Below are 3,167 nucleotides of genomic sequence, written 5' to 3'. Positions count from 1 at the left end.
TGCCCCTGGCTCTGTTCATCTCGCCCATAATCACAGCCATCCGGTACCGCCGACGGTCCTCGCGGCAGCCATGGTCTCCCTGACTACGGCCCTGACCCCCACAGAGACAGCGCTATATGCGTCGAATTGCCCGACGTGCGGCCGCCTGGAGCGTTTGCGCCACCAGGTTTGGACGGACGTCCATACCTGCACCCAATGCGCAGAACCCATTCGCGTCTGGGACCAGAAAACTGAAAGCGGCAGTAGTTCACGTACTCTTACCTGCGGAAAATGCGGCAACGAGCAAACCCGTTCTGGTCTTAGTGGCGTGCCTAGTAAACCTGCGGAAAAAGCTGTCGCCTGCGGTTCATGCCGCAAGCTTCAAAGAGGACCCGCGGACGAAAATGACCTGACCCTGCTAGCCTCAATTGCCCGGCAACCAATCACGCGGTGGATGCCCAACGTTCCGTTGGGTCCCGACCGGGAAATGTACCGCCGGTCAGCACTGCATCTCCGAAACGTCACCCAGGTAGCCGACTTCTGGAATCACCGCAGCCAACTCGCGCTCAGCGAGTTGTGGCACTACATCACCACACAAGCGGACCCAAAAGTTCAGTCCGCTCTGAAGTTCGCCTTTACCAACACAGCCTGGCATTCAACGAGAATGCGGCGTTATAACGCTTTCGGCGGCCAGCGTCCCCTCACCGGAACCCTCTACATCCCCCAGTTGATCGCTGAGGGTAACGTTTTCGAAATTTTCCGCCATCAGGTGGCCCAGGTCAGCCGCTTCTATTCAACTCATCCCGCCTTGGAGAACCTGGCGGACGACACCGACCGTGCTTTCGCCCGCCAATCGTCCGCGACAGATCTTTCCTGGCTTCCAAGCTCAAGCATTGACTACGTATTTACCGACCCGCCCTTCGGGGCAAACCTGTTCTACGGCGATTGCAATGTCGTCTGGGAATCCTGGTTGGGTGATGTCACAGATCTCACTGAAGAAATTGTTGTCAACAAATCGCTTCCCTCAACTGCAGGCGGCAAATCTCTGGATGACTACGAGAAACTGCTTTCGAGCGCATTCTCCGAAGTCCGCAGGGTCTTGGCACCGGGCGCTCGGGCTAGCGTGGTCTTTCACAATGCCGATGACAAGGTGTGGTCCGCCCTGCTCGCGGCCACTGACCATGCAGGACTCGTCCAAACGGATGTCAGCGTTCTAGACAAGCAGCAACGCTCAATGAAGGGCTACAAGGGTCGCAGCGGCGCAGAGCTTGTACCGTTCTTCGACCTCGTGATCACGTTTACGGCCGGAGTCAAGGGCGACGTGCAGAACCTCAACGGTGCCGGTGAAATCGCCTTGGACGCTATCCGCCGCCACCTAAGCAATCTGCCTCAGGGGGACAAGAACGAAGTCACCCATCAACGGAGCCTCGAATACCTGTACTCGCTGTCCATCGGGGCCGTCATTGCCAATGGCTCCAAACCCACGGGCCTGTCATTCAAGGCTCTCGAGGAACTGCTGAACTCCAACTTGGCTAACAGGGACAGGCACTACTACCTGAGGTAAAGCGTCCCACCCAGTCGACGCAGTTTCTCCGTCGACTGGGCTTATCTGTACTGTATGCAATGTGAGCGCCCTTGATGTCGTCCTAGAGAAGTTCAGTGAAGCAGGATGGACTGTTGCCGCGCGCGAAAGCGTCGGTGGTGGCCGGAGTGTCAATCCGACGCGCGTTGATATCGCCCGCGGCAAACGGCGGTTTTCATTGCTCGCCTACGCATGGAAGATCACGCACGAAGGCAAGGGACGGTCGGGCACGAACTATCGCATCCAAACGACGCGCGCTCACGAAGATGACTTGCTCGATGAAGCTGGCCGTCAGACGGTCGGCTTCGGTGTGGACGAAGATCGGCAAGTCATCGCAGTCTTTGATGGCTGGACGAAACGCGCCACGGGCCGTTCCTCCAGCGTGCATATCGAGAGGGCAACACTGGACAAGGCTGCTGTGGACGGGTTCGCGGTAGAGGATCCTCATTGGGACGGCCGGGCCGCTGCACGCTACTCAGACGTCCACCAGCTGTTGCGGTGGATCTCCGACCAACGAGAAACCCGCACTGCTGCCGTTCAACCACTTCACTTCAGTGTTGACGGAGACCAAGCCACTGTGGTGGCCGACCTTTGGAATTCGGCCCCGGCGGCCTGGCTACGACGACAGGACCTGCTTGTTGTGGCCAACCGGGACGGCAACGACCTATTGGACAGCGCGCTTTGGCAGATTAAGGATCTCAAGGTCGCAACAGTAGTGAAGGAAGGCCGCAATCCGCGTCGTAATGTGACCTTCACTTGTCGGCGCTACGGCCGCGTTACCACTACCAACAAGGCCACATTCCTGGCTGGCCTGACAAAGAGGGAAACCCCAAAGTGAGCCTTTCCGATGATGTAAACCTCTATGAGTTTGAAGAGAACTACCGTGCAGCCGAGAAGGTTTCACAAAAGCACCTGGAGTCCGCCAACGTGGCTGAGTTGACGGCTCTTGCACTGGAACTCGCTGAAGCCCAAAACCTGTTGCTCCCGGACGCTGAGTCTTTGCTGGAACGCTGGGTGATCGCCCTCCTTGGAGGCCACATTGTGCTTCAGGGCCCTCCCGGAACCGGTAAGACCACCTTGGCGTACGTGCTGGCGGAGACTTTCAACGCAACGGCCCACCTGGAAACGGCAACCGCGGACTGGAGCACGTACGACGTCATAGGCGGGCTGCACCCCACTTCCAATGGTGGGATGGAAACGCTGGTCCCGTGGCTGGGGCATGTCCCTCGAGCCGCCTTAGATTGCGCGACCGTGATCAGCCGGCAGGCAGATCCGGAAGAGAGCGAAACCCATCAAGCGCATTGGCTCATCATTGATGAGTTCAGCCGGGCCGAAATCGACAAGGCTATCGGCCCCCTTTACACGGTTCTGGGCGGCGGGGGCGACGACGTGCCCCTGCCGCTGTGGTTCGGAGACTCTGAAGAGACAAACGCGGTTTGGTTGCCGAAGCGCTTTCGAATCATCGCAACAATGAACACCGTAGACACCAACTACGTGTACACCTTCTCCCAAGGGCTGAGCCGACGGTTCCAATTCGTCTACGTCGGAGTACCCCAAAAAGACCAGCTAGAAGCCGAACTCAAACAGGCGCGGATCAGCGCAGCAA

At 58.4% G+C, this 3,167-nt stretch carries 3 protein-coding genes; all 3 read left to right on the top strand.

Features of this window, described 5'->3' with window-relative positions; genetic code table 11:
• The coding region (locus LQV45_RS22645) for a site-specific DNA-methyltransferase (protein ID WP_230008927.1) at window positions 1-1,543 on the top strand (1,543 nt) is incomplete at its 5' end.
• A 61-nt stretch (window positions 1,544-1,604) separates the two neighbouring features.
• Window positions 1,605-2,399, top strand: a complete 795-nt coding sequence (locus tag LQV45_RS22640; RefSeq protein WP_230008926.1) for a hypothetical protein — start codon at window positions 1,605-1,607, stop codon at window positions 2,397-2,399.
• Window positions 2,396-3,167: AAA family ATPase (locus tag LQV45_RS22635; protein WP_230008925.1), on the top strand; the 772-nt coding region annotated here is incomplete at its 3' end. The genes LQV45_RS22640 and LQV45_RS22635, both read left to right, overlap by 4 nt.

The sequence above is a fragment of the Microbacterium sp. Bi128 genome (assembly GCF_918698205.1).
Note: the sequence above shows the minus strand (reverse complement) of the source record. Positions and strands in the feature narration are given on the sequence as shown.